The sequence below is a fragment of the Bradyrhizobium sp. CCH5-F6 genome (assembly GCF_001556045.1).
GTDB lineage: Bacteria > Pseudomonadota > Alphaproteobacteria > Rhizobiales > Xanthobacteraceae > Bradyrhizobium.
The window spans coordinates 205,379-231,083 of the sequence record NZ_LSIC01000121.1 but is presented as its reverse complement, the minus strand read 5'-3'; the positions used below and the strand labels follow the sequence as shown (position 1 = coordinate 231,083).

Genomic DNA, 25,705 nt, shown 5'->3' with positions numbered 1-25,705 from the left:
TACCGAAGCCAATTGCATCATGACCATCCGCCCCATCATCCGCTATCCCGACCGTCGGCTCATGGCCCCTGCCCGCCCCGTCACCGCTTTCGACGATGGCTTGCGCGAACTTGCGCAGGACTTGCTCGACACCATGCGCGCTGCGCCCGGCATCGGCATCACCGCGCCGCATATCGGCGTGCCCTTGCACGTCGTCGTGCTGGAGCTCGACGCCAAGGCCGGCCCGCAGACCTACGTCAACCCGCGAATCGAATGGGCATCGCCCGAGATGATCATGCACCGCGAGGGCAGCGTCTCGATGCCCGGGGTCAACGACGAGGTGCAGCGCCATGCGCGGGTGCGGATCAGCTACCAGGATCTCGATAGAAACGCGCGGACCGAAGAATCCGATGGCTTGCGCGCGGTGTGCCACCAGCACGAGATCGACCAGCTCGATGGCATGTTCTGGATCCAGCGGCTGTCGCGGCTGAAGCGGGAGCGGCTGGTGAAGAAGTACGAGAAGATGCACAGACCTTGAGGGGATCAGCCAAATGAATTCGCTACCCGCCAGCGCCGAAAGCCAGACGGATGGACGGCGCCAGCGGCCCTCGCTTTCGCGCAGCCGCTGGCGCCTCACACGCTCAGATCATCCGGCCTTGGCGGGAACGGGCGTGTTGAGCAGCTGCTGCTCCCACAGGTATGCGATGCCGCTACCGCCGGCATGCTGGATGATCACCTCCGTCAGCGCGGCAGCTTGATCGATCCGAGCCCAGTCCCGCTGCCATTCGGCCGCGACCGCCAGCCAGGTCATCATATTCACGCCCGCCGCGATCATGCGCTGGATTGCAACCTGGTGGGCCTCCACCGAAACGGCGCCAGAGGCGTCGGTGACCACCGTGACGTCCCAGCCTTCGCCGCGAGCCTGAATCGCCGGCATCGCAACGCAAATTTCGGTCCACAGGCCAGCAATGATGAGCTGCTTGCGGCCAGTTGCCTTGACTGCATCCACCACCTTGCGATCCTCCCAGGTGTTGATGAACGTCCGGTCGATCACTTCCTGGCCAGGGAAAACGTCGGTGATCTGAGGAAAAAGAAGACCACCCCGTTCAGCAATCACCGTGGTCAGGATGGTGGGAACACCGAAGGCTTTGGCGGCCTTGGCCAGCCCAGCCGTATTGTTGATCACCATCTGGGGTTCGTGGCTGTTCACGTTCGCAAGCTGGTACGGCTGGTGGTCGATCAGAACGAGGACGGAGTCTTCGGGACGAAGGAGCGAAGCAAGGCCGTTACGAAAAGTCATCGTTGCATCCTTTACTGCCGCTGTGAGCGGCACTGGTTCGGAGACGTACGCCAACAGCGACGTAGCCCGGTGCGAGATTGATGGTCCCGGATGCGATACGGTAGTGTCAGGTCGCGGCACGCTGTGTCGCCGAATGAGGAACGCTGAATTGGATATTGAAGAGATACGGACGTTCGTCGAAATCGCCGACGCCGGGGGGATCTCGTCCGCCGCGACACGGCTGGGCGTCGCCAAATCGATCGTCAGTCGTCGGCTCCTCCGGCTTGAAGCGGAGCTTGGCGTTCAACTGCTTGCAAGAACGACCCGCGGGGCTGCCCTTACGGAGGCCGGCGTCACTTTCCGAGACCATGCAGCCAGAGTCCACGCCGAGATCGAGGCAGCAAAGGAAGCAGTTCTGCCCGCCGGAGAACTGCGCGGCCGCTTGCGCGTCGCAGTGCCGCTTTCCTTCGGCCCGATCCACTTCGCTCCCATCCTGGCGGAAATGGGCCGGCGCCATCCCCATCTTCAGATCCAGACCTGCTACGGTGATCGCTTCGTCGATCTCGTCGCAGAAGGATATGATTGCGCGATACGAGTTGGCCATCTTCAGGACTCCAATCTGATCGCAAGGCGCGTCGGTCCCGTCTATGGGAAGCTTCTCGCCAGCCCTGACTACATCAAGGCCCATGGGTCGCCTGAATCGCCGGAGGAACTCCTCGCCCACGAAGCCCTGATGCAGGGCACAGAAACGTGGCAACTCATGGATGGCGACGAGATCGTCACGGTGCGTCCGCAGGGGCGCTTCAAGGCCGACAACGGCACAGCTCTGGTTTTTGCTGCGCTGGCAGGACTTGGGGTCGCCTATCTTCCCGACAGGCTCACCCATGAATACGTAGCCTCCGGCGCGCTCGTGCCGGTCATGACCCGATTTCCCCCGTCTCCGGCGGGTGCTTATGTCGTTCGCCCCCCAGGCCTGCATCCCGCGCGGAAGATACGGGTCCTCACCGAGTTGCTGATCGAGTATTGCGACCCGGCTCCGCCTCTTGCGTAACCTCGCGCCTCACTCCGGTATCGCGATCAGCTCAAGCCCTCTTCCCGCTGCGCCTGGCGATCGGCGCCTTGCGACGCTCGCGCTTGCCGCGCGCGATCTCGGTTGCCAGTGCATCCAGCTTCGGCTCCCAGAAATTCCTGAACTGCCCGACCCATGCATCCACCGCCTGAAGTCCGGCGGGGTCGACCGAATAGAGACGCTTTTGCGCCTCCGCCCGAACGGTTGCGAAGCCGCTCTCCCTGAGCACCTTGAGGTGCTGCGAGACGGCCGCCTGGGTGATGCCGAACTCGGCTCCGATCGCCTCGACGACCTCGCCGGACGCCATCTCCTTCGACGCCAGCAGCTCGAGGATGCGGCGGCGCACGGGATCGGCGAGGACTTCGAAGACGTGCATCAGCTTCCCGTGCCGGGATGAACGATGTCGGGCGGCGTCTCGCCGCGATAGAAGGCGATGGTGCGGTCCGAGCGCTGCTTCGCCTCGTCAGGATCGACCCCGCTTGCGACGTGCGCCGCACGCCAATATTCCCCGCTCGTGGTCATGAAGTCCTTGCCCTCGGGCGAGACCATCCACGCCTCGGCCGTCTCGTGGTCGACCGACGCCCCGGTCGCAAGATATCGTTCGAGTCCTGCAAGCGCGAGGTCCCAGCCGATGCCGACCGCACCGGGGCCGAACTGATTCCAATGATCCTCGATGATCGCGGTGTGCTCAAGCGTCAAACGCGCCTGACTTCGTTCCGCGGTCAGCTTGACGTCGATCCAGCTCACGGCGCCGCCGAATTCCCATGTTGCCGCGAAATGGCTCGGCGGCGTACAGGCTGTGATGGTTCCGCCTGCATTGCCCTTGATCTGGTACCTTCCCCCGAGCCGGAGCTCTCCCTCGACCGGCGCGAACCAGCGCGGAATGCATTCCCGGCTGGTCACCGCGTCCCAGAGATCGTCGACGCCAGTGTCGTAGAGCCGCGTCAGCGTCACCACGCTCGCCGGCTTGCCGTCCTTGTCGAAATTGCGCACTGAACGCGCAACAAGTCCCAGCACCTTGGCCACGTCGATTTCCATGGCATTCCTCCCGAACGTTTCGTTCGATCCCTGAATATCGATTTACACTAATATAAGTCCATACTAATATTCTGACGCAGCATCGAAACGCCCGATTGATCCGCCGCAGCGGCAACGAGGCGGCGGTCTGTCCGGCAACACCGAGGATGTCATACGAGCGACGAGACGGCGTCGAACTGCGGGACTTCGGCAGGCCTTTAGGGAGACTTCATGCTGATCTCCCGCCTCCTCCGACGCGCTGAGCGATACACGTCTTACGCGCCACCTCCCTTCCCTCTACCGAACGGTGTATCATCAGAAGACAGGCCAGCCATACTGCTTTGGAAGTTTTGTCTCACCCGTCCGAACCAGCAGACCGTTCAAGGCTGCGATTACCTTCAGATGAGCGGAGCCGCCAAATGGATAAGTTTGAGCTCAACCACGCCGTCGCGCTTTTTTCTCAGCAAACGACAACCATCAATAATTTGTGGACAGTCTACGTCGTGGCAACCTTCGCCGCTGCGGGGTATGGAACTTCCGCCTCACCCTTGCCGGCCACCGTTGCCCTCGCTGTGACTTGTGGCTTCCTGGCATTCGCAGTCGGACATTGGAGTCTGCTGTATCAGGGACTCACGATCAATCGACAGCTGCAAAGGGACATTTCTGCCTTCATGGAGTCAGCTACCAGCCCGTTCAAATTGTCGATCAAGGAGCTGGTGGCAACGGCCAACCCGCCTTGGATATCCCTGACCATCCATCTTTTGATCGATCTTTGCGTGGTCGTCGCGCTGTGGTGGCGGGTGAAGTGGCCGATATCATAGCCAAACTCTCGGGGCAGGTTCGCGACAACGCCGCCTTCGATCGCCCCTTCTCCGTGGCGACTCCATCTAGTCGCAGACGGCCGTGACGCGATGCCGCGGTCCTGCCAGAGCGTGACAGCGAGTGCGTGGCGCAAGCGCGACTCCTCCTACCCGCCCGCCATCAGTGCCTTCGCCAGCGCCATGTAGGCCGGCAGCGTGACGGGGTCGTTGGCGGCGTTGCCGGCCATTGGATGCGAGGCATAGCGCGCGATCACCATTTCGGCCTTGGGATCGATGTAGATGCCCTGACCGTAGACGCCGCGCGCCATGTAGGCACCGTGGGCGTTGTGCGTGACCCACCATTGATTGCGGTAGGAGGCGCCCGGCAGCGTGGTGTAGCCGGCCGGCTTGAACTTCTCGGGGTCCCCGCCGCTCGCGATGTCCTCGACAACCTGTGACGGCACGATCTGGCGGCCGTTGAAGCGGCCGTGATTGCGCATGGTCTCGCCGAAGCGCGCAAGATCGCGAAGCGTGGTGGAGAGACCGCCGCCGCCGCTCTCGGTGCCGATGCGGTCGACATGGTAATGCGCATCCTCCTCCGCACCCATCGGCTGCCAGATGCGCTCGGACAGAAAATCGGACAGCGTCATGCCGCTGGCGCGCCGGATGATCCAGGCCAGCACGTCGGTATTGACGGTCTTGTAGGCAAAAGCCTTGCCGTGCTCGCCCTGCTTCTTTTGCGAGATGAGGAAATCAAAGATGGTGGTCGGGCCGTCATAGTCGGGCGGAATCGGCGCCATGCCGTTGGCGCGCCGCAGGCCCCACACGTCCGAATTCTTGTCGGTATAGACCTCGGTGTAGGCAAGCCCCGTGGTCATATCCATGACCTCGTGCACGCGCGCGTCGCCGAATGCGCTCGCCTTCAGCTCCGGCACGTAGTCCGCGACCTGTGCCTGCGGATCGATCTTGCCTTCGGCGACCAGAATCCCTGCGAGCACGCCGGTGAACGACTTCGTCACCGACATTCCGATATGCGGCTTGTGCGGCTTCAACGCGCCGTAATAGCGCTCATAGATCAGCCTGCCCCGATGCAGCACGGCGATGCCGTCGGCATACGTCTCCTCCAGCATCTTTGCGAAGGTCATGGGCCGGCCGTCCATCGTGGTCGAGGCGACCGCGCCGATGTCGTGGTCTTCCCGCGGCAGCACCGAGGCAGGCCCTGCCCCGCGCCAGACGTTCACGGTCGGCACCAGCTGGCGGATGTTGCTCCAGGCCCACCGCAACTCGGGGAAGCTGCGGAACGATCCGTCCTGGAAGGTGATGGTGCGATCGGGCGACGGCGGGAAGCCGCGCATCCAGCCGAGGGCTTCGGGATCGGTAGAGGCAGAGGTGGCAGGTAGCCCGGCGGTGTTAGGCACGGAGGACATCAACGGTTGCTCCAGAGAGGCAATGCTGACGTCGTAGCATGGAAGAGCGTAGCAGGCATCTCGCCCGCGCGCTGGGCAGCTACGCGGCGACGAGGGTCGCGGTCAGACTTTTGCTTTGCGCCACGCGCCCGCAGATCGCGTGGACGGCGATGGGCCGCCGCCGTCAACAAACGTGTTTTGCGACAGCCGCCAGCGGCGCGCAGCACCGGATCCACAGACCAGGTCACATCCGAATCGCGCGCATCAGGCGATGACGCTGCATTGACTCACATCAACGCGAACGATCGAGGTCGAGCGCGTGTCGGCGCTACCGCACATTGTGATCCGTCGCAGAATCGTGCAGGCACGAGTCTGCTCAATATGCATCTTACCCGCCAGTCGGCGACGATCTTGCTCCGTCAAGCTGCGCCCCCTGGGCACGCGTCGCGTCAACCATCTGTCAGGAACGACGATGAAGTACATTTTCTCGGCCTTGTTCGCAGTGATCGTCGTGGCTCTTGCTTCGGGCGTGTCACAGGCTGCATCCGGGAAAATCTGGTACGTGAATCACGAAAGCAGGTCTGCGGGAGACGGGCGTGCCTGGAAGACGGCGTTCCGGTCTCTCCAGGATGCGCTGGCGGCGGCCTCCAAGGACGACGAAATCTGGGTGGCGCGCGGCGCCTATCATCCCGATGCGAGCGACCAGACCAAGTCCTTCGTGCTCAAAGAGGACGTGGCCGTCTATGGAGGTTTCGCCGGTACCGAAACGGCGCGGCAGCAAAGAAACTTCCGAAGGAACGTGACCGTTCTCAGCGGCGATATCGGCAAGGGCGACAAGACAAAGAACACGAAAACCATCATCATGGGGGCCGATCGGGCCATTCTGGATGGATTCACGGTCTCGGATGCTTATGGGACCGACGTCCCGCGCATGCACCTCGTACCCGCCGACATCCTCAAGAACGACATGGTGGTCGGCGGCGGCATGAGGAATTTCATGACCAGCCCCGTCGTGCGCAACACCATTTTCAGGAGCAACTATTCTCCGAAGGGTGGCGCCGTTTACAACGTGCATAAGCCCGGCGCCGACCAAGCGACTTTCATCAACGTCGACTTCATCGACAACGTGGCGGAACTGCGCGGCGGCGGCGTGAGCAACGACCTCGGCGCGATGCCGCGCTTCATCAACTGCCGGTTCATCGGCAACCGCAGCAACGACAAGGGCGGCGCCCTCTACAACGACTTTGCCGCCTCGCCTCTCGTCTTCAACGCCTTATTCACGCGCAATTCGGCGGTCAGCGCCGGCGGTGTCGGCAACGATGGCGGCGCGGCGCCACTGCTCGTCAACGTGACGATCGTCGACAACAAGGCAAGCAGCGAACTGGGACCGGGCCTCTACCAGGGGACCGGTGCGAACAGCAATCCGATCCTCATCCGCAGCATCGTCGATAACGTCTACAATTGGCATGAAGACATTGTATCGGAGGTCGGCTCGTCGGTTCCTCCGGGCAAGACGTTGCCGCTGGCCGAATTCATTCCGATCAGCAATCTGAAGGGACAGTTGGCGCCCAGCGAGCTCAAGTCTGCGCCGACATATGGACGTGGCTATCAGCCGGGATTGAACGGCGAGCTCCTGTTGAAGAATGGCTTGATCGAGAAGCTCGTCCAACTCTATGTGAAGAACGACGGAGCGGTCGAGTATCACGGTGAGTACACGCGGCCGAGCGTGACCCGTAAAGCCGTCTCCGCGCCCGTCATCCATGTCACCCCCAACAGGCCCGCCAAAGTTCAGGACGGGCTTTCCTGGGCGACCGCGTTCTCGGATCTGCAGGCGGCCATCGACCTGGCGTCGGTTTCGAATGCGGCGGTCTGGATCAAGGCAGGCACGTATCGGCCCGCCAGGAAGAACGACGGAATTGCAGCTTTCACTCTCTACGACGGCGTCAAGCTGTACGGCGGCTTTGCCGGAACTGAAACCGCTCTGGAGCAGCGGCCCGCCTCGGGCGCGCGGACGATCTTGAGCGCGAAGGCCGCCAAGGATGGCTATCACTATCCCCACGTGCTCTATGGCGCCGACAATACAGTGCTGGACGGTCTGACGCTGCGTGACGGCCGCGCGCTCGGATCGACTTACAACGGCAAGGGCGGAGGATTGCTCGCCTATCACGCCGGCAAGAAATTTCTGCCGCGGCAAGCTGCGATTGGGTTCAAGATGACCCTCCAGAATTGCCGCTTCGAGCACAACGAGGCTCTTGAAGGCGGTGCGATTTACGCCTTCGGCAAGGCCAACCTCACCATTTCGGATACCGTTTTCGAAGGCAACCGGGCGGTCTATGGCGGGGCAAACGTCAACCGCGAGGGTGTCGTCGCCGTCTGCCAGACGTGCTCATTTGTCGGCAACAACGCTCATCAGGATGGCGGCGCAACCTATGAGGACTACGGCTCTCATGTGAGCTACGCCAAAACCCGGTTCACGGGTAACAGGGCTCGCCACCAGGGTGGCGCCATCTACGAGATCAGCCGCGCCTCGCAATTGGAGGCGACGATCCTCGAGGTGAGCCAATCCACCTTCTCGAACAACAAGGCCCGCGATGGGGCCAGCATCTACAACCTCGATGCAAGCACGCTGACGATCACGAGCTCGACGTATCCGGCCAACTCGGTGCACAGCCCGGCGCCGTCAGGAGGAAAATAGCGCCACGGCCCCCCTGCGCTGCGCCTGTCAGGGAGACAGGAACTTGAACGGTTCGGCCACCGAGAACTTGTCCGACACCTCTCCCGCGTAGATCGGTCGGCTCGAAAGATCGAGACGGCGGGGCTTGGAGCCAGCCGCGAGATCGAGCTTGGCGATATCAACCCAGAAGATCGACGGATTGTAGGAAGACTCGAAGTAGTATCGCTTGGCCTGACTGTCGGAGACGGAGCGCCAGATGGTCCCGGCGATGTTCGGCTTGCCTTTCTCCGCGAGCCCGAGCGGGACGGAGATGGCGCGGATCATCGAGAAGGACGTGGCCACCGCCAACCTGCTGTCCTTCTCCTTCGGCGCATACTGGAGCGCCCAGCTCGCGCGAACGAAGCGATCGGAGGAATTGATCGTGCCGGGAAGGAACGAGAGCCGGTCGATGTTTTTCCAATAGGTCGAGATCGCCAGTTGCTGGTCGAAGGTCGGAGAGTTCGTCATGACCGTGTAGGATCGGCCGTGGTGAATGACGAGCTTGCCTTTCACGTACTCGAAGATGGCGCTGTCGCCCGAGGCGTCCGCGAGGGACAGGTGTCCGCCTGCGGCGCTGCCATCGGGAAGCGCCGGCGCGACAATCGCAAAGGGCTCGCGCGCGAGGGCGTCGACGGCCTCGGCGACGGTCGCAAAGTTGTCGAGCGCATATTGAGTCCAGGCCCCGACCGACATCAGCGGCTTGCCGGACGCCTTGGCGTCCCCGTAATCGGTCTCGACGAGATAAAGCGTGTTGGCGACGAGGCCGGCGGAGTTCATGCCCTCGACCGTCGCGAGATTGTAGAAGGATGCGACCACCGATCCGTATTTCGAGGTCCAGGCGACGGAGCCACGGCCGACGCCTCCGTCACGCGCCATGCCCTGGGGGAATGCCCAAAGGTCGGTCTTGGGGTCCTCCATCCAGTCCATCGAGCGGGCAACGATATAGGTCTTGTTGCCGGTCTCGTAGATGAACCGCGTGCAGGCCTCGGCGGCCACGCTCGTCAGTACGAGGGTGGCACACAGCACCCGCCCAAAGATGTGGCCCTTCTTCATGAGTCAACCTGTTGTCTGAATCGATAGGAAACACCTGCCAGATTGAATGATCGTCACAATGAGGTAAGTCAAACGCAAAGGCCTTCGCGCAACATGCCGGCAACGGGACGAATGCCCCTCCGCAATCGATTCAGCGGCGACAAGCCGCGCCGGGGAATGACAGGACGAGCAATTGGCGCACCCCGCTGCGCCGCAGGGGCTGTTGCGCTTTGCGGTGGTTGTTGTGAAGGATGAACCCGCGCTACCGACACTCAGGCATCGCTTGTCTTACGATGCCTTCAGCAGCCATCGAATCGGCATGGCGATCACCAGCAGCGTGATCACGCCTGCCGCCCAGAGCGCGACGAACCACAGCAACCGCTGCCAGGTTCGAGACACACGCAGCATCAGTGATATCCCTCGCCGTGCCGCACCTTGCCGCGGAATATCCAGTACACGTAGCCGGTATAGACAAGGATCACCGGCACCAGCACCGCCGCCCCGACGAGCAGGAACAACTGGCTGCTGGGATGCGTGGCCGCCTGCCAGATCGTGATCGAAGGCGGCACGATCATCGGCCACATGCTGATCCCCAGCCCGATATAGGACAGCAGGAAAAAGCCGAGCGCGCACAGGAAAGGCACCACATCCTCGCCCTTGCCCAGCGCGCGATGAAAGCGCCATGCCAGCAGGGCCAGGAGAATCGGCACGGGTGCTGCGTAGAGCATGTTCGGCAGCGTCAGCCATCGCGCGCGGAACGCCGCGCTTTGGATCACCATCATCAGTGATATGACGGCGATGAATCCGAGCGTCGCAAGGCCGAGAACGCGTGCATAGTTGCGGCAGCGTGCCTGAAGCGCGCCATCCGTCTTCCAAACCAGCCAACACGCGCCCAGCAGGCCGTAGCCGGCAACCAGGGCAACACCGGTCAGAATCGAAAAAGGCGTCAGCCAGTCCCACCAACCGCCGGCGTAAGCCCTCCCCTCCACGCGGATGCCCTGCACGATGGCGCCAAGGCAGACGCCCTGGAGGAACGCAGCCGCAAAGCTGCCCCACGAGAAGGCGCGATCCCACCACATTTCACCCGCGGAAGTCCGCGCGCGAAACCGCATCTCGAACGCCACGCCGCGAAACACCAGCGCGAGCAGCATCAGAATGAGCGGTATGTATAGCGCGGGGAAAATCGTCGCGTAGGCCAATGGAAACACGGCGAACAATCCGCCACCACCGAGGACGAGCCAGGTTTCGTTGCCATCCCAGACCGGTGCCACGGAATTGACCATGACATCGCGGTCCGCTCTCGCCACCTCGGCCGGAAACAGGATGCCCACGCCGAGGTCGAAGCCGTCCATCACCACGTAGAGAAATACGGCTGTGGCGATCAGCAGGGCCCAAATCAATGTGAGGTCGATGCTCATGGCCTGATCCCCGCCGGCCGCGGTTCTGCTCTGCCCGTCTCGCGATCCACCAGCCCTGGCGCCGGCGTGATACCGGCCGTGCGCACCGGCTGGCCTTGCGGCGGTCCGTGCTCGCCGGCTTCAGGCGTCTGGCGGAAGAGGTGAAACAGATAGGCGATGCCTGCGCCGAACACGATGAAGTACACGACAATGAATGCAGCAAGCGATGCGGCCACGGCGGGCGCGGCGATCGGCGAGACGCTATCCGCGGTCCTGAGGAGTCCATAGACGGTGAAAGGCTGTCGGCCGGCCTCTGTGACCGTCCATCCGGCCGTCACCGCAATGAGCCCGGAGGGTCCCATGGCCACGGCAAAGCGGTGCAGCCATGGCGAGTCATACAAGCGGTCGCGCCAACGCAGGATGAGCGAGGTCGCGCCCAAAGCGATCATCAACATTCCGAGACCCACCATGACCCGGAACGCCCAGAAGACGAGTGGAATGTTGGTGGGCCAGGTGTCCTTCGGGAACGCCTTCAGTCCCTTGACCTCTCCATCAAGGCTATGGGTGAGGTAAAGGCTCGCAAAGCCAGGAATGGCAATTTGGCCGCGCGTTACCCCGGCTTCGGCATCCGGCATGCCGAACAGGATCGAGGACGCACGGCGTTCGGTTTCGAAGTGGCCTTCCATGGCCGCGACCTTGGCCGGCTGGTGGTGGTACGAATTCACGCCATGCAGGTCGCCGATCAAAAGCTGAAGCGGCGCCACGATCGTAGCCATCCACATCGCCATCGAAAACATGATGCGGGCGCGTTCGTTCATCCTGTCCCGAAGAAGGTGCCAGCCACCGACCGCCCCCACGATCATCGCGGTCGTCAAGTAAGCCGCTGTCACCGTATGGGCGAATCGATAAGGGAACGACGGATTGAAGATGATCCCGAGCCAGCTCTCGGGAATGAACTGGCCGTCCGCCCCCATGGCATGTCCCGTCGGCGTCTGCATCCAGGAGTTCGCCGCAAGAATCCAGAAGGCCGAAAGCAACGTGCCGCCCGCCACGAAGCATGTCGCGACGAAATGCAGGCGCGGTCCAACGCGGCCAAGGCCAAACAGCATGACGCCCAGAAAGCCGGCCTCGAGAAAGAATGCCGTCAGCACTTCGTAGCCAAGGAGCGGCCCGAGCACCGGAGACGTCTTGTCTGCGAAGACCGACCAATTCGTCCCGAACTGATATGACATCACCAGACCGGACACGACGCCCATGGCGAAGGCGACCGCGAAAATCTTCAGCCAATAGCGATAGGTGTCGAGATAGGCGCCGCGACCTGTCCACAGCCACAGACCTTCGAGCACGGCAAGATAGCTCGCCAGTCCGATTGTGAAGGCCGGAAACAGAAAGTGCCAGACCACCGTGAAGGCAAACTGAAAGCGCGCAAGATCCAAGGCACTGGGCAGTAAGTCGGACATAGCTCCGCCCCCGACATCAATTGCGGCCCGCAGCCACTGCTTTCAACCTGCGCTGGTTCCAGCTGCCTCGATCATCAGATGTCGAGAGTTTTAAGCATTCTGCGGGCACCGTCCTTGGAACGTATCGTTGACACACTACGGTCTCAAGATGCCTGAATGTCCTACCCCCCGCACGGTCTGCAGTCCCGAGCTGAGTTGAAATTGAAGCGCAAATGCATTCTCGCGGCTTCGGAACTGCCGTTGCCGCGCCTCGTTCGATCGCGTGAGGATGCCTGTACCAGCGATAAGGCTCTTCTATCCTGGCAAGCACTGCCAAGAGCGGCCCGTCCCCTCAGGAGCCGACGCTATCGTGTCAGATCCGCGATCTACAACCAACCGAACGCTGATCCGCCCGTCCTACGCTGACGCCGGTTCCCGACGGCTTGGCGGTGGCGCCGCGTCATCGGCGTCTGGATCCCGCCCCTGACTCCTGTCGAGCTGTCGCATGACCGGCGTGACCGTCAGTCCGTGAAGCAGAATCGAAAGCAGCGCTACCAGGCCAACGATCGCCCACAACCGCTCGCCAACGGTCAACTCCATATGGTTGAGTCCATAGGCCAGATAGTAGAACGAGCCCACGCCTCGGATCCCGAAAAAGGCCAGCGTTATCTTCTCCGAAAAGCGAGCCTTGAATCCAGCCAGCGCAATCAACCCGCCGATCGGCCGGATGATGAGCAGGATCGCCGCCGCGGCTGCCACATCCACCAGTTGGAGCGGGCGCAGCAAGCCGTTGACCAGCGCCCCGCCGAACAGCAGCAGCAGGACCATCATGGCCAGCCGCTCGACCTGCTCGGTGATGTCGTGCATTTGCCGGTTGAATTCGTGATCGCGGTGCGACCGGCGTAGCGTCAGTGCGGTGACGAAAACGGCAAGAAAGCCGTAGCAGTGGATCAGTTCGGTCACGCCGTAAGAAACGAACGTGGCAGCGATCGCGATGAGGCCGTCTCCCGTCCTCGATAGCTTCGTGTCGGCGGGAACGTGGAACGTGAGCCAGCCGAACAGCCGACCAATGAGCCAGCCACCGATGAGTCCGGCGCCAATCTCCCACAGCACATTGTGGAGCAGCCACTGCCCAGCCCAGGGTTTCCCCGTTGTCGTCGCCAAGCCGAGGGCGATCGCGAGATGCACGAACGGAAAGGCGAAGCCGTCGTTCAAGCCCGCCTCGGACGTCAGCCCGAAGCGAACCTCATCCTCTTCCCCGGTCTTGGGAGGCCCGACCTGAACGTCGGACGCCAGCACCGGATCGGTCGGTGCAAGGCTTGCCGCCAGCAGCAGAGCCGCGACCCAGGACAGGCCCAGCATCCACCCTCCCAATGCGGTGATTGCGAGGATTCCGATCGGCATCGTGATCGCCAGCAGCCGCCAGGTTACGCTCCACTTTCGCCAACTGAACGGGCGATCGAGCTTTAGGCCGGCCCCCATCAGCGCAATGATAACGACGAACTCGGTGAAACGCTCGGTGAAGTCGGGGTAATCGAGCGGCAGTGGCCGGAGCGTGACGGCCGGCAGCGAAAAGATCGCAGCCCCGATCCCGATGCAGACGATCGGCAGAGACAGCGGCAGCCGCTTGAGGGCGAGCGGCAGCCAAGCGACGAGCGCGATCAGCAGGCCCGCTCCCGTCAGGATCAGGATGTATGGGTCTGGGGCAAAGGAGGAGAGTTGCACCGTCCTTCAACGCCGCAGGGCTGCGAACGGTTCACCCCCGGAGTGTTATTCTGGCCTTTTCCGGGGAAAGGCCGATGCGTACTCATCCGACTGACATCATCTCGGCAATGCTCGAAATGCTCGCCGTTTTCGAGAGTGCGTGCAAGGATGGGCGAGACGCTGCAGCGACTTTCTGCGATGGCCTCAGATCGCGGATCATGGCGAGAGGCTCACGCGCTCTTCCAGCAGATTCGGCAAAAGACCCTCAGGGCGAAAAGCCGCAAGGACGAGCTCGCTCTGCCCAATGTGCCTTCGAGGAGATATGCGTAAGACGCTTTACAAACTCAGTCGAACTCGGGCGAAGACTTGGGTTTACCGAGCCTGCTCAGATTACCTTGCTTCTTAGGATATAGATCGCAGCAGCCAAGATGTGCGTCGTCTAAGTGGCGCCATTGGAGCGGAGCTCCCGCCAACGTCCGGGCGTGACGCCTTCCCACTCGCGAAAGGCGCGATGAAACGAGGTCGCGTCCTGGTAACCGAGCAGGAACGCGATCTCGTCGAGCTCCAGGGCTGCGTCGCCGAGAAGGCGGAGACCGAGCTCCCGCCGGGCCTCGACCAGCAGCTCGCGGAAGCTGCGGCCTTCCTCGGTGATCCGACGTTGCAACGTCCGCTCGCTCATGCCCATCCTGCGGGCGACCTCGCCTACGTCCGGTCGACCGCTTGGCAGGCTGCGCTTGAGTTCGAGGACCACCTGTTCACTCAGCGACCGCGCCTGCATCTCCTCGAGCGCGCTGCCCAGCGCCGGCGTCAGCATGGCGAGCATTTCAGGGTTGTGGCCCGGGAACGGCCGGTCGAGATCGGCGGCGTCGAGCACGAGGAGGTCGCGCGGCGCGCCGAGCCGCACCGGCGCGGCGAAATAGCTCTCGTGGACAGCGCTTCGCTTGCCGGGCCGGGCGAGATCGACGCGCAAGGGGCGCACGTCGGTCCCGGTGCCACGGCGTGCCAGCTCCATCAGCGTGGAAAAGGTTGCGTCCACACTCACCGACGGCTCGGCCTCGCTGGCGTGAAACCATGTCATTCCCACGGTGCAGCTGCGCCGTCCCCCATCCAGACCTTCGGTGACCTCCAGGGTCTCCGGCGTGCAAAGCCGCTTGAACCGTGCCAGCCGTTCGAGCCCGTCGCGCAGATCGCGGGCATAAAAGGCGGCGAGGGTGGAAGGCGGATGGACCGCCGTGTCGGCGCTGCGCACGATCTTGAGGCCAACCGCAGGATCGTCGGACAGCGTCTCCAGCGCCCGCATCAGCGCGAAATACTGCGCAGTCGTGATGCCTTCCCCGGTTTGGGAGAGCGTGACCGGCAGCCGCGCCTGGCGCAGCAGCGCCGAGGGCGGGATGCCGATCGCCTTCACCGCATTCCACAATCCATGCGGCACCTTGCACCGGTCAGCGGGAGCGGGCCGCATGACGCTCAGGCGCCCTTCGGCAGCTGGCTGAGGAGGATGCGATCGAACATGCGGTCGCCCAGCCATGTGCGCATCGCGATCAGCAGCGCGCCGAACTTGCCCCTGACATAGCGGGTGCGTGGACGGGCGGCGGCGACCGCCGTGCCGACGACATCCGCGATCACGCGCGGATGGCTGGTGCGTCCCTTGGCATAGGTGTCGCGGGTTCCGGCCGCGACCGCGCGGGTCAGCCCCGCATAGGGTCCGGTGCCGGAACGCTTGAGCAGGCCATCCGCCACCACGTCGCCAAATCCCGTCTCGATCAGGCCGGGTTCGATCACGACCACCTCGATGCCCAGCGGGGCGAGTTCGAGACGCAGGCAATCGGACCAGCCCTCGAGGGCATGCTTGGTCGCATGGTACCAACTGCCCAGAGGCGTGTAGATCTTGCCGCCCATCGACGTGATGTTGATGATCCGGCCAGCCTTCTTCGCACGCATCGCCGGCAGCAACAGTTGCGTCAGCCGGCCGGGGCCGAAGACGTTCACCTCGAACTGATATCGCGCCTCGTCCAAACCGATCTCCTCCATCGGCCCATAGAGGCCGAAGCCGGCATTGTTGACCAATACGTCCACGCCGCCCGTCTGCGCCGTGATCGCATCGACCGCCGCCACGATATCGGCCTCGCTGGCGATGTCCATGCGGAGCGGATGCGCCCCGAGCGCCTTCAGGTCATCCATTTCGGCCACTCGCCGGGCCGCCACATAGACCTGGTAGCCGTCGGCCATCAGCCGCTTTGCGATCTCCTTGCCCATTCCGGACGACGCCCCCGTGACGAGAGCGGATTTTTTGTTGCGATCGAACATGTGTCACCTTCCTTGCTTGTGCGAGGAAGATAGGCCAGCGCCGGACCAGCGGCATTGACGGAAGGCGCCAAGACTTGGGCAGATTACGCCAACTTTGGGGGCGGACATCCCTTTGAAGATTAGACAGCGGCGGCGCGCAGCCCAAGCCTCGACGTCTGATTATGGGGTACGCCAGTCCTCGAGCCCGAGGCCACCGACGCGACCGAACTCCCGCGCATTGTGCGTCACGATCTTCAGTCCACGCCAAACGAAACCTGTCAAACTCGTCGGCACTCGCGATGGGTTTCGCTGCGCTCTACCATCCTACGGGCTGTGCTCACCAGGCTACGCCACAATATAGATCAGAGCGACTCCAGCTGCTGCCGGAATTCAACGGCCCGCAATTCTCACCATTCCCGCCAATTGCCGATCTCATCAACGAGGCTCTTCTGTTTCGCCACGAAAGCCATCTCTTCTAGTATCGCGCAAATGTCCTCGCGCTCCTCGGTTTCGATTACTCCTCCGGCAGCTTTGTCCGCTTCGTTGAACCATTCAACACAGCGTCGAAGGATCGATCGCACGCTCGCCTTCGGCGGCCTTGTTCCCAATTCACGAAGCTCACGATACGCGTTGCAGATTGTTTCTCGGGCAGCCTCGGTGAATTCCGCCGGCGGGAACGGTGGTGAGCGCACCCATCTTTCGAATGGCGTCTCGGCAAGCAGCTTTTCCCAAGTGAGATTCTTAAGGCGCGTTCGGTATCGTTCTTCCTTTGCAGCGCGTTCGGCAGCGGCCTTCGCCTTGCTCTTCTCGGATTCGGCTATAAGCGCGTCCCGATCGTGCTCCCACCGCCACTCGCCTTCGGCTGCATGGTTGGCATAACGGAGGGTCGAGTAGCTACATCCGATTCCAAACCCAATAATCGTCGCGCCTATCGCCTCTTCCTCAACCGACAATCTCCCGCGTCCCAATAAGGAAACAATGTCGAGTTCGGACGGCGTCCACCAATCAACATTGACACCGAACGTGGCCCTTCGACCCGTATGCGCAAAGCGATGTTCATGAAGAATGAGCGCCTCATTGGCTACGCTCAAGCTGGGAGGCGTCGACCAAATACCCTCCAGCACAGCTATAGCAACATATCTTTCGTTGACGCCCAGAATCTTGAATGCCGCATAGCGACCGGTCTCCGGCGGGGCAAACGCCGACAAAGGCGATGTGCGAAAGCTATAGATATCTCCCGCTACCGGCGCCCCGTCTCCGGCCAATCTCCTACTCCCACTCAATCGTCCCGGGCGGCTTGCTCGTCACGTCGTACACCACCCGGTTCACACCCTTCACCTCGTTGATGATGCGCGTCGCAGTGTCCCCTAAGAACTTCATGTCGAACTGGTAGAAGTCCGCGGTCATGCCGTCGGTGGAGGTGACGGCGCGGAGGCCGACGACGTAATCGTAGGTGCGGCCATCGCCCATGACGCCGACGGTCTTGACCGGGAGCAGCACGGCGAAAGCCTGCCAGATCTCGTCGTAGAGGCCGTGCTTGCGGATCTGGTCGATGTAGACGGCATCCGCCTTGCGCAGGATGTCGAGCTTGTCCCTGGTGATCTCGCCGGGGCAGCGGATGGCGAGGCCGGGGCCCGGGAACGGGTGGCGGCCGACGAAGATTTCGGGCAGGCCGAGCTCGCGGCCGAGCTTGCGCACCTCGTCCTTGAACAGCTCGCGCAGGGGCTCGACGAGCTTCATGTTCATGCGCTCGGGCAAACCGCCGACATTGTGGTGCGACTTGATGGTGACCGAGGGACCGCCGGTGAAGGAGACGCTCTCGATCACGTCGGGGTAGAGCGTACCTTGCGCTAGGAAATCCGCGCCGCCGATCTTCCTGGCCTCGGCTTCGAACACCTCGATGAAGAGGCGGCCGATGGTCTTGCGCTTCGCTTCCGGGTCGGTAACGCCTTCGAGCTCGCCGAGGAACTGCTTGGAGGCATCCACGTGCACGAGCGGGATGTTGTAGTGATGGCGGAAGAGGTCGACGACCTGCTCGGCCTCGTTGAGGCGCATCAATCCGTGATCGACGAAGACGCAGGTGAGCTGGTCGCCGATGGCTTCGTGGATCAGGACGGCCGCGACGGCGGAATCGACGCCGCCGGAGAGTCCGCAGATCACCCTGCCCTTGCCGACCTGCGCGCGGATCTTCGCGATCTCCTCCTCGCGGAAGGCGCGCATGGTCCAGTCGCCGGTGAGCCCTGCGATCTTGCGCACGAAATTGCGGATCAGCTTGGCGCCGTCGGGCGTGTGCACCACTTCGGGGTGGAACATCAGGCCGTAATATTTGCGCTTCTCGTCCTGGATGATCGCGAACGGCGCGTTCGGCGAGGTGCCGGCGACGGAGAAGCCGGGCGGCATCCTCGTGATGCGGTCGCCATGGCTCATCCAGACCTGGTTCTTGCTGCCTGACGACCAGACGTCCTCGAACAGCTTGCTGTCGGCCTTGACCTCGACATCGGCGCGGCCGAATTCGCGGTGATGGCCGCCCTCGACCTCACCGCCGAGCTGGGCCGCCATGGTCATCTGGCCGTAGCAGATGCCCATCACCGGCACGCCGGAATCGAAGATCAATTGGGGGGCGCGGGGCGAGCCGGCCTCATGCACCGATTCCGGGCCGCCGGAGAGGATCACCGCCTTCGGCTTCATCTCGTCGAAGGCCGCTTCGGCCTTGTTGAACGGGACGATCTCGCAATAGACGCCGTCCTCGCGCACGCGACGCGCGATCAGCTGCGTCACCTGGCTGCCGAAGTCGACGATGAGAATCTTGTCGTGCGCCGAGGCCACCGAGGGCGTCGACGCGGAGCGGTCGTTCTGTGCTGCTGTCATGGCCAGCAAATACGCTGGCAGCGGGCGTGCCGCAACCGCGCACGCCGCGCGCCCACATTCTTCTTTGGGCATGGACAAACGCATATAGGTCAGTAATATTGACCTATACGCGCCCATCTTCAGAAGGGACGGCTCCGGGAGAACGCCATGTCACAGCATCATCAGCCATCAACGCTGGCCGCGCTCGGCCGGACCTGGGTCGAGGCCTGGAATGCGCGCGACCTCGACCGCGTGCTCGCGCTCTATGACGAGGCGGCCGTGATGACCTCGGACCGCATCCCCGCGATGGGGTTCGACGCCAGCGGGACCGTGCGCGGCAAGGACGCCTTGCGCGCCTATTGGGGCAAGGCGCTTGGGCTGCTGCCGGAGCTGCACTTCTCGCTGATCGACCTGTTCGTCAGCCCCGACAGCGTGGTGGTGTTTTACGCGAACGAGCGGGGCAAGAAGATCTGCGAGTATCTGCGGGTGAACGAGGCCGGGCTGATCGTGCAGGGCTCGGCGAATCATCTGGTGCAATGAGAGACTCGTCCGCACCCCGCCATTCCCCGCGAAGGCGGGGAATCCAGTACGCCGCGGCCCATCCGTCCTTCGCCAAAGGCTTCGGCGGACAAGTCGCTACGTTCGCCATGACGGAGACTGCGGCGAGACCGTACGCCAACAACACGCTGCTGCCCCGGAGACCCCCACCATGAAACTCCCCACCTCCCCCTTCACCGTCACCGACTGGAGCAAGGTCGCTCCGACCACGCATCCCGGCGAGAGCGGTGAGGCCAAATGGCGCACGCTCAATATCGGCGATCTCCGGGTGCGGATGGTGGAATATTCGCCGGGGTATCTCGCCGACCATTGGTGCGATCGGGGCCACGTGCTCTACGTGCTGAAGGGCGAGCTGGACAGTGAGCTGCGCGACGGGCGCAAATTCAAGCTGACCGCAGGCATGAGCTACCAGGTGTCGGATTTTGGCGACGCCGCGCACCGGTCCTCGACGGCCACCGGCGCCACGCTCTTCATCGTGGACTGATGCGTCCGGCCGGTTCATTGCAGCGCAAAATAGCAAAGAGGCGCGACATCCCGAGCCACGGGTGGTGCCTTGAAGTAGCCCCAAATTCTCGCTATATTGTGATCATCGATACTTGGCCGAACGACTGGGCCGCTTCGCTTCGTTACCGACGGGCGCGCACGCTTCAGATGACTTCTCCAAACATCGACTGAACAGGATCAAGGGCGCAGCGACGCGTACCGGTCCGCGTGCGTACCCTCTCTAACAAAGGAAATTCCCATGGCTATGGGCACCGTGAAGTGGTTCAACACCCAAAAGGGTTATGGTTTCATCCAGCCGGACGACGGCCAAAAGGACGTGTTCGTGCACATCAGCGCGGTCGAGCGCGCCGGCCTCTCCACCCTCAACGAGGGCCAGAAGGTCTCGTTCGACATCGTCGCCGACCGCCGCAGCGGCAAGTCCTCGGCTGACAATCTCCGCGTCGGCTAACCGCCACGCAACGTTCTGACCGCGGACGTACCGGCAGAACGCCAGAAAAGGAGAGCCCCGCGACCGGGATCGGTCTGCGGGGTTTTTGTTTGCCCCGGTCATTCCGGGGCTCGCGAAGCGAGAGCCCGGAATCCATCGAACCGCACACACTGCCGCACGATGGATTCCGGGCTCGCCCTGCGGGCGCCCCGGAATGACGGCGGAGTGAGATCAGGCCGTCCTCCTCAACACCGCCACGAAAAACCCATCCGTCCCGGTCCGCCGCGGTGTCATCAGCCAGCCTTCCGCCGACCGGAGCGCGGCTTCGCCGAAAGCTTCTGTCTTGTTCCAGAGCACGCTCGCGGTCTGCTCGGGCGGGACGACGGCGAATTCGGGATGGCGCCCGACGAACGCCCTCACCTGCTCGCCGTTCTCCTCCGACAGCACCGAGCAGGTGATGTAGGCGATGCGGCCGCCCGGCTTCATCAGCGGAACCGCACGCTCCAGCACCTCGGCCTGGTCGCGCAGGCGAATCTCCAGCGCGCCCGGGCGCATCCGCCATTTGGCGTCGGGGTTGCGGCGCCAGGTGCCGGTTCCGGTGCAGGGGGCGTCGATCACGACGAGGTCGGCCGAGGCGCGAATGTCGGCAAGCGGGTCGGCCTCGCCCTTGGGCGTGCGCACGTCGGCATTGTGGACGCCGGCGCGCGACAGCCGCTCATGGATCGGGGCGAGCTGGCGCTTGTCGCGGTCGGTGGCGATCAGGCGGCCCTTGCCCTGCATCAAGGCGGCGAGCGCCAGCGTCTTGCCGCCCGCGCCGGCGCAGAGATCGATCACCTGCTCGCCGGGTTTTGCCGCGGTGAACTGGGCCGCAAGCTGCGATCCTTCATCCTGCACTTCAATTGCGCCCTTGATGAAATCCTCCTCGGCCTGGATGCCGGGGTTGCGCGCATCGGCCGAAAGCTCGATGCGCAGGCCCGTTACCGACCACGGCGTCGGTTTCGCATGAAGATGAGCAAGCGCACGCAGCGCCTTGTCGCGGTTGGACTTTAGCGTGTTGACGCGCAGGTCGAGCGGGGCCCGGCTCGCCATCGCCGCGGCCTCCGCGGCGCGGTCCTCGCCGAACACTTTCGCAAAGTGCGGATCGAGCCAGTCCGGATAGTCGCCGGCGACGGCAGCAGGCGCGTGCTCGAGCGAGCGCGAGGCGAGCGCGGCCTGCTCGGCCTCGGTCAGCGGCGCCGGCGCGAAGCGGCTGCCGTCGAACAGCGCGGCCATGGTGGCCGTGTCCATGTTGCGCTCGAGGCGGAGCATGCCGATCAGCCGGGCCCGCGCGGTATCTGAATCCATCAGGAACGCGCTCGAGGCGTAGCGGCGCAGCACGTCCCAGACCAGACCGGCAATGGCGGCACGGTCGCCGGAACCGGCGAAACGGTGCGCGGTGCCCCACTCCTTCAGTGCCTTGGCCGCGGGCACGCGGTCCTTCTCGATGGTGTCGATCAGTTCGATGGCTGCGGACAGCCGGGCAGCGGGGGTCATTTAAATCTTTCGGTTTTGCGCATGATCTTCTCGGAAAACCGGGATCCACTTTTCCGGGATCATGCGCGCTCAGATCAGCAGCAAGAGCTTCAGCGCGAAGTAGACCCACATCGCCAGCAGCACCAGCACGCTGGCAAGCCAGACCGTCGAGCGGCGGCCGAGATCGTTCGAGGAGACGAACACGCCGGCATGGGCAAAGCGCGTCACCACGAAAACCCAGGACATCAGCACGATGAAGAGGTCGGCGCGGCGCAAGGGCAATGCCAGCGCGATCAGGACGTAGAACAGCACCGGCAGCTCGAACTGGTTGCGGTAGCAGTTGGCGATTTGTGTGGCGCCCTTCGGCCAGTTCGGCTCGCCCAGCGCAATGTCGCGGATCTTGGTCTCGCCAGAGACCAGCGTCTTGCGGCGCGCCATCACCATGCCGATCAGCAGAGCGAAGGTGAGTGCGACCTGCACGAAGACCGGCAGCAGGACCATTTGAACGGACATCGGAACTTTCCCGGGAGGCGAAATGCCGCCACCGTCATTAGCCGCGACTTTTGCCGCTGACAATGAACGACTTGAACCGGCGTTCCCGATCACGCGACCAAGGCTCGACAATCAAAGCGATTTTGCCCTCCGGGCCTGAGGCGAGATACCGCCATGAACACGCTGTCCAGCCTTCTCGCCGAATCCGCCGACGGGCGACTCGGCATTCTGATGTCGGCCTTGGCCGGTATCGCCGCCGCGCTTGCGGTGGCGCTGGCGATGACGGTCTACTTCCGCCTGAGCTACCGGACCTGGCGCGACGTCGTCAGGCACGGCCTGGCCACCCTGGCCGCCATGGTCCTGTTCGCCTTTGCCGCCTACGACATGCGCCATGCTGCGCTCGCCTATCTCGGCCTCAATCCCTCCAAGCCCGCGGTCGAGTTCGAGATCCGCATGCCGCGGGAGACGTTGACGGGGGTAGCCGACACGCAGATCGAGCTGCACACCGACCGCAACCAGACGCTAGCGCTGGTCGAGGGGGTGCGGGATCTTGCGGATGGACGCGCGCTGCTGCGCGGCGCGGTGGCGCTCAACCACCGCACTGCGGACCGGCTGCTGGTCGTGAACATGCCGGGCAAGGGAACGTTCGAATTCCGCCTCCGCCTGCCGGCCGAGCCGCATCGCTCCGGGCAATTCAGTCCCTGGCATCTCGCCGACCGCATCGCCTCGCCGCTCGCAGGCCCGGTCGCGCCGCAGGACGGCTACACGATCCGCTACCGCGTGCTTTAAACTTTGTTCGCTGCGATCCATGCCCGCGCCGTCATCGTTCCGACGCGCGGCGACGGGTATGATGCTCCCATGTCCGAATTTCGCCTCACGCAGATTTCCGACACTCATCTTGGCCGGCGCTTTCCCGGCCTGATCGCCAACTTTCACCGCATCTGCGAGCACATCGATGCTGGCAGGCCCGATCTCGTCATCAACACCGGCGACGTCTCGTTCGACGGCCCGACCAGCCGCGATGACTTCGAATTCGCGAAAGGCCTGCACGACGCCCTGCCCGTCGCCTGCCGCTATCTTCCCGGAAATCACGACATCGGCGACAATCCGACCGCAATCGGGCCTGCGCCTAAGCCGCCCGTCAGCGAGGCGCACCGCCGACAGTTCTGCGACATCATCGGCGAAGACCATTGGTCGTTCGAGGCCGCGGGCTGGCGCTTCATCGGCCTCAACTCGCTGGTGATGAATTCGGGGCTTGGCTTCGAGGCCGAGCAGTTCGATTGGCTTGCCTCGGAGGTTGCGCGCACGAACGGCAGGCCGGTCGCGCTGTTCCTGCACAAGCCGCTGTTCCTCGGCCTGCCCGACGATCCCGAGACGCCGGAGACCTCGATCCGCTACGTCCCACAACCGGCGCGGGCGCGGCTGATCGAGATGTTCGCGCATGTCGACCTGCGCCTCGTCGCCAGCGGCCACGTGCACCAGCGGCGCGATTTCACTTGGCGTCGCACCCGCCATGTGTGGGCGCCATCCGCGGGCTTCGTGATCAACGATGCGCGCCAGGACCGGATCGCGATCAAGGAAGTCGGCCTGGTCGAATACTGCTTCCAGCCTGACAGTCTCGAAGTCCGCCACGTCAGGGCTGCGGGCCAGCGCGATGTCGATATCGAGGAACTGCTCGCCCAGATGGGCGAGCACTGACTCAGGCGACGCTCTTGAGATCCTGCTGGATCGCGGCGAGCAAGGATTGCAATGCCTCGCTGTTCACCGGCTTGGCCGCCGGATCATTGGCAGGCGGTTGCCTCGCCGTTTGGGCGGCGTGGAGCGCGCGCTTCGGAAATGGCGGCGGTGGCGTCGGCATCGGGGGGCGGGCAAAATCGCCCTCGTCCTCGGTGTGAACGAACTTGCCGTGGATGACGTCGTCACGCCGGCCCATGACGAACATGGTCGTCCAGTAACCGGCGGCAAGCAGGATGACGCAGAAAACACTGATCTCTAACATCGCAACACCCAAAATATGCGCGATGATTCAATGCCTTCGCCGGCCCGTCAATCAACGGGCGTTCACACCTGCGGCTTTTGCCGCAAGGTGTGGCCAATTGGTGACTCTTTCTTAACTATCCCCAGGCCGGAAAGGCCTGGTGCGACGATCAAGCCTTGTCCGGCCCGACCCGGACCAGCTGCTTGCCGAAATTGGCGCCTTTCAGGAGGCCCATGAAGGCGCCGGGCGCGCTCTCCAGGCCCTCGGTCACGAACTCCTTGTACTTGACCTTGCCCTCGCGGACCCAGCTCGACATGTCGCGCAGGAAATCGCCATGACGGGACGCGAAGTCGGAGACGATGAAGCCGCGGAAGGTCAGCCGCTTGGTCAGGGTCGCGCGCATCATGCTGGCGGCCCATTTCGGCGGCTTGGCCTCGGTGTCGTTGTAATGGGCGATCAGGCCGCAGACCGGCACGCGCGCGAACTGATTGAGCAGCGGGAACACCGCCTCGAACACGGCGCCGCCGACATTCTCGAAATAGACGTCGATGCCCTTCGGGCACGCGTCCTTGAGCTTTGCGGCGAGATCGGGATCGCGGTGATCGATGCAGGCATCGAAGCCGAGCTCCTTCACCACATAGTCGCACTTGTCCTTGCCGCCCGCGATGCCGACCGCGCGCGCGCCCTTGATCCTGGCGATCTGGCCCACGGCCGAGCCGACCGCACCGGAGGCACCGGCGACGACGACGGTCTCGCCGGGTTGCGGCTTGCCGATGTCGAGCAGGCCCGTGTAGGCCGTCATCCCGGGCATGCCGAGCACGCCGATCGAGGTCGAGATCGGACCGAGCTTGGGATCGACCTTGATCAGGCCCTTGCCGTTGGAGATGGCATGCGTCTGCCAGCCCGTGCGGGCGCGCACGATGTCGCCGACCGCGAGATCAGGGTTGTTCGACGCTGCGACCTCGCTGACCGCTTCGCCTTCCATCACGCCGTCGATCGGCACGGGCGCCGCGTAGGACGGCCCCTCGCTCATGCGCCCGCGCATATAGGGATCGAGCGAAAGCCAGATCGTGCGCAGCAGGACTTCTCCCTGCCCGGGGGTCGGAACAGCGAATTCCTCCAGGCGAAAATCAGACGGCTTGGGTTCGCCGACGGGACGTGCGGCCAGAACGATGCGTTTGCCTTGGGACATGATCGCTTCCTCCAAATTGCGTTTCGGTGTGGACGGAAGCGGAGGGAGGGAGCTGCGTCAATACAAAAGCGGTG

The 25,705-nt window shown here is 63.5% G+C and carries 26 protein-coding genes; 9 read left to right on the top strand and 17 right to left on the bottom strand.

What is annotated here, in order from left to right:
• Positions 1–19: 19 nt before the first annotated feature.
• Positions 20–517: a peptide deformylase gene (locus AX729_RS22050; protein ID WP_061026467.1), complete on the top strand. Its 498-nt coding sequence runs from the start codon at positions 20–22 to the stop codon at positions 515–517.
• Between the two features lie 108 nt (positions 518–625).
• Here the strand turns inward: AX729_RS22050 and AX729_RS22045 are convergent, their stop codons facing one another.
• Positions 626–1,279, bottom strand: a complete 654-nt coding sequence (locus AX729_RS22045; protein ID WP_061026466.1) for a hydrolase — start codon at positions 1,277–1,279, stop codon at positions 626–628.
• A gap of 148 nt (positions 1,280–1,427) precedes the next feature.
• Here AX729_RS22045 and AX729_RS22040 point away from each other — a divergent pair, with 148 nt between their 5' ends.
• Complete coding sequence (locus AX729_RS22040) at positions 1,428–2,309, top strand: LysR family transcriptional regulator (RefSeq protein WP_061026465.1); 882 nt, start codon at positions 1,428–1,430, stop codon at positions 2,307–2,309.
• Between the two features lie 31 nt (positions 2,310–2,340).
• On the opposite strand, the gene AX729_RS22035 is transcribed toward AX729_RS22040, so the two are convergent.
• Positions 2,341–2,703: an ArsR/SmtB family transcription factor gene (locus AX729_RS22035; RefSeq protein WP_061026464.1), complete on the bottom strand. Its 363-nt coding sequence runs from the start codon at positions 2,701–2,703 to the stop codon at positions 2,341–2,343.
• Positions 2,703–3,365, bottom strand: coding sequence for an SRPBCC family protein (locus AX729_RS22030; protein WP_061026463.1), 663 nt, complete (start codon positions 3,363–3,365; stop codon positions 2,703–2,705). Before AX729_RS22030 ends, AX729_RS22035 begins: the two co-directional genes overlap by 1 nt.
• Positions 3,366–3,763: 398 nt before the next feature.
• Here AX729_RS22030 and AX729_RS22025 point away from each other — a divergent pair, with 398 nt between their 5' ends.
• Positions 3,764–4,165, top strand: a complete 402-nt coding sequence (locus tag AX729_RS22025) for a hypothetical protein (protein WP_061026462.1) — start codon at positions 3,764–3,766, stop codon at positions 4,163–4,165.
• A gap of 146 nt (positions 4,166–4,311) precedes the next feature.
• Here the strand turns inward: AX729_RS22025 and AX729_RS22020 are convergent, their stop codons facing one another.
• Positions 4,312–5,571, bottom strand: a complete 1,260-nt coding sequence (locus AX729_RS22020; protein WP_061026461.1) for a serine hydrolase domain-containing protein — start codon at positions 5,569–5,571, stop codon at positions 4,312–4,314.
• A 451-nt stretch (positions 5,572–6,022) separates the two neighbouring features.
• Between AX729_RS22020 and AX729_RS22015 the strand changes: the two genes are divergently transcribed.
• Entirely contained in the window at positions 6,023–8,245 is a 2,223-nt protein-coding gene (locus AX729_RS22015) for a DUF1565 domain-containing protein (RefSeq protein ID WP_061026460.1), read from the top strand.
• Between the two features lie 27 nt (positions 8,246–8,272).
• Here AX729_RS22015 and AX729_RS22010 read toward each other — a convergent pair whose 3' ends face one another.
• From AX729_RS22010 to guaA, 9 genes are all read right to left on the bottom strand, one after another.
• Positions 8,273–9,316 (bottom strand): linear amide C-N hydrolase, encoded by a 1,044-nt coding sequence (locus AX729_RS22010; RefSeq protein WP_082770501.1) that lies wholly within the window; start codon positions 9,314–9,316, stop codon positions 8,273–8,275.
• A 267-nt stretch (positions 9,317–9,583) separates the two neighbouring features.
• The gene (locus tag AX729_RS39835) at positions 9,584–9,703 is read right to left on the bottom strand and encodes a DUF2474 family protein (protein ID WP_156457141.1); all 120 of its coding nucleotides are present in this window, start codon (positions 9,701–9,703) and stop codon (positions 9,584–9,586) included.
• Positions 9,703–10,713 carry a cytochrome d ubiquinol oxidase subunit II gene (cydB, locus tag AX729_RS22005; protein WP_061026459.1) on the bottom strand — a complete coding sequence of 337 codons (1,011 nt, stop codon included), beginning with the start codon at positions 10,711–10,713 and terminating at the stop codon, positions 9,703–9,705. The genes AX729_RS39835 and cydB overlap by 1 nt, the downstream gene beginning before the upstream one ends.
• Positions 10,710–12,152 carry a cytochrome ubiquinol oxidase subunit I gene (locus tag AX729_RS22000; RefSeq protein ID WP_061026458.1) on the bottom strand — a complete coding sequence of 481 codons (1,443 nt, stop codon included), beginning with the start codon at positions 12,150–12,152 and terminating at the stop codon, positions 10,710–10,712. Before AX729_RS22000 ends, cydB begins: the two co-directional genes overlap by 4 nt.
• Positions 12,153–12,548: 396 nt before the next feature.
• Positions 12,549–13,856 (bottom strand): cation:proton antiporter, encoded by a 1,308-nt coding sequence (locus AX729_RS21995; protein ID WP_061026457.1) that lies wholly within the window; start codon positions 13,854–13,856, stop codon positions 12,549–12,551.
• A 418-nt stretch (positions 13,857–14,274) separates the two neighbouring features.
• Positions 14,275–15,255, bottom strand: coding sequence for an AraC family transcriptional regulator (locus AX729_RS21990; protein WP_349643763.1), 981 nt, complete (start codon positions 15,253–15,255; stop codon positions 14,275–14,277).
• A gap of 47 nt (positions 15,256–15,302) precedes the next feature.
• Positions 15,303–16,142 (bottom strand): oxidoreductase, encoded by an 840-nt coding sequence (locus AX729_RS21985; protein ID WP_061026455.1) that lies wholly within the window; start codon positions 16,140–16,142, stop codon positions 15,303–15,305.
• Between the two features lie 386 nt (positions 16,143–16,528).
• The gene (locus AX729_RS21980; RefSeq protein WP_156457140.1) at positions 16,529–17,386 is read right to left on the bottom strand and encodes a hypothetical protein; all 858 of its coding nucleotides are present in this window, start codon (positions 17,384–17,386) and stop codon (positions 16,529–16,531) included.
• Between the two features lie 4 nt (positions 17,387–17,390).
• A complete protein-coding gene (gene guaA / locus AX729_RS21975; protein ID WP_061026453.1) occupies positions 17,391–18,989 on the bottom strand; it encodes a glutamine-hydrolyzing GMP synthase in 1,599 nt (532 codons plus the stop codon).
• Positions 18,990–19,136: 147 nt separating this feature from the next.
• Here guaA and AX729_RS21970 point away from each other — a divergent pair, with 147 nt between their 5' ends.
• From AX729_RS21970 to AX729_RS21960, 3 genes are all read left to right on the top strand, one after another.
• The gene (locus AX729_RS21970) at positions 19,137–19,508 is read left to right on the top strand and encodes a nuclear transport factor 2 family protein (protein ID WP_061026452.1); all 372 of its coding nucleotides are present in this window, start codon (positions 19,137–19,139) and stop codon (positions 19,506–19,508) included.
• A gap of 169 nt (positions 19,509–19,677) precedes the next feature.
• On the top strand, positions 19,678–20,010 hold the full coding sequence (locus tag AX729_RS21965; protein WP_061026451.1) for a DHCW motif cupin fold protein: 333 nt from the start codon (positions 19,678–19,680) through the stop codon (positions 20,008–20,010).
• Between the two features lie 258 nt (positions 20,011–20,268).
• On the top strand, positions 20,269–20,478 hold the full coding sequence (locus AX729_RS21960) for a cold-shock protein (RefSeq protein WP_015686739.1): 210 nt from the start codon (positions 20,269–20,271) through the stop codon (positions 20,476–20,478).
• 210 nt (positions 20,479–20,688) lie between these two features.
• Here AX729_RS21960 and AX729_RS21955 read toward each other — a convergent pair whose 3' ends face one another.
• Together AX729_RS21955 and AX729_RS21950 are read right to left on the bottom strand one after the other, a co-directional pair.
• Entirely contained in the window at positions 20,689–21,990 is a 1,302-nt protein-coding gene (locus tag AX729_RS21955) for an RsmB/NOP family class I SAM-dependent RNA methyltransferase (RefSeq protein WP_061026450.1), read from the bottom strand.
• A gap of 69 nt (positions 21,991–22,059) precedes the next feature.
• Positions 22,060–22,482, bottom strand: coding sequence for an MAPEG family protein (locus AX729_RS21950; protein ID WP_061026449.1), 423 nt, complete (start codon positions 22,480–22,482; stop codon positions 22,060–22,062).
• Positions 22,483–22,635: 153 nt separating this feature from the next.
• On the opposite strand from AX729_RS21950, the gene AX729_RS21945 reads away from it, so the two are divergent.
• Positions 22,636–23,250, top strand: coding sequence for a hypothetical protein (locus AX729_RS21945; RefSeq protein ID WP_061026448.1), 615 nt, complete (start codon positions 22,636–22,638; stop codon positions 23,248–23,250).
• A gap of 69 nt (positions 23,251–23,319) precedes the next feature.
• Positions 23,320–24,159 carry a metallophosphoesterase family protein gene (locus AX729_RS21940; protein WP_061026508.1) on the top strand — a complete coding sequence of 280 codons (840 nt, stop codon included), beginning with the start codon at positions 23,320–23,322 and terminating at the stop codon, positions 24,157–24,159.
• A 1-nt stretch (position 24,160) separates the two neighbouring features.
• On the opposite strand, the gene AX729_RS21935 is transcribed toward AX729_RS21940, so the two are convergent.
• Positions 24,161–24,460, bottom strand: a complete 300-nt coding sequence (locus AX729_RS21935; RefSeq protein ID WP_061026447.1) for a hypothetical protein — start codon at positions 24,458–24,460, stop codon at positions 24,161–24,163.
• 148 nt (positions 24,461–24,608) lie between these two features.
• Positions 24,609–25,631: an NADPH-dependent curcumin/dihydrocurcumin reductase gene (gene curA / locus AX729_RS21930; protein ID WP_061026446.1), complete on the bottom strand. Its 1,023-nt coding sequence runs from the start codon at positions 25,629–25,631 to the stop codon at positions 24,609–24,611.
• Positions 25,632–25,705: the final 74 nt, after the last annotated feature.